Annotated in this window: 1 protein-coding gene; it reads left to right on the top strand. The window is 66.4% G+C overall.

The features are described 5' to 3' along the window. A partial coding sequence (locus EOA22_RS36085; protein ID WP_206521551.1) for a DoxX-like family protein occupies positions 1-694 on the top strand: 694 nt, incomplete at both ends.

Below are 694 nucleotides of genomic sequence, written 5' to 3'. Positions count from 1 at the left end.
CCGGCCCGATAGCGCATCGCACCTTGCGCTGGACCTTGCCGGACCTGAAGCGCTGCCGATTAGCAAGGTGGTCGGCCTCTACCGCCGCTGGCTTGGGTCGAGACCGGCTGGAGAGTTCACTCTGCCCGGTAGCGTCGCGGCCGGCCTGTACCGGGTCGGCGATGCGGCGGCTCTGCTCGGCTGGCGCCCGCCGATGCGCAGCAATGCGGCCAAGGAAATCGTGCGGGGCGCTGTCGGCGACCCGCAGGCGTGGATCACTGCGACAGGGATCCAACCATCCAGCCTCGAAGCGGCGCTAAAGCTCAATCCCGCGACGGTGCAGGAGCGATGGTTCGCCCGTCTCTATTTCGTCAAGCCGGCGATCTTTACTGTCCTGCCCTTCTTCTGGATCATGACCGGCATCATTTCCCTGACCACCGGCTGGCGCCGCGGGGTCGACTTGCTGGTCGGCACGGCCATCGGTCCGCTGGCGGAACCGGCGGTCATCGCCGGAGCGCTGGCCGACATGGCGGTCGGCGCGTTGATCGCCTGGCGACCGACCAGTCGGCTGGGGCTGTTCGGGGCGATCGCGGTGGCTCTTTTCTATGCGATCGCGGGGACCATGCTGCGACCAGAACTGTGGAACGAGCCGCTCGGCCCATTCCTGAAGATCCTGCCGATCATGGTTATGCATTTTGTCGAGCTGGCGGTCCTG

The sequence above is a fragment of the Mesorhizobium sp. M7A.F.Ca.US.014.04.1.1 genome (assembly GCF_003998745.1).
In the GTDB taxonomy this organism is placed as follows: Bacteria; Pseudomonadota; Alphaproteobacteria; order Rhizobiales; family Rhizobiaceae; genus Mesorhizobium; species Mesorhizobium ciceri.
Note: the sequence above shows the minus strand (reverse complement) of the source record. Positions and strands in the feature narration are given on the sequence as shown.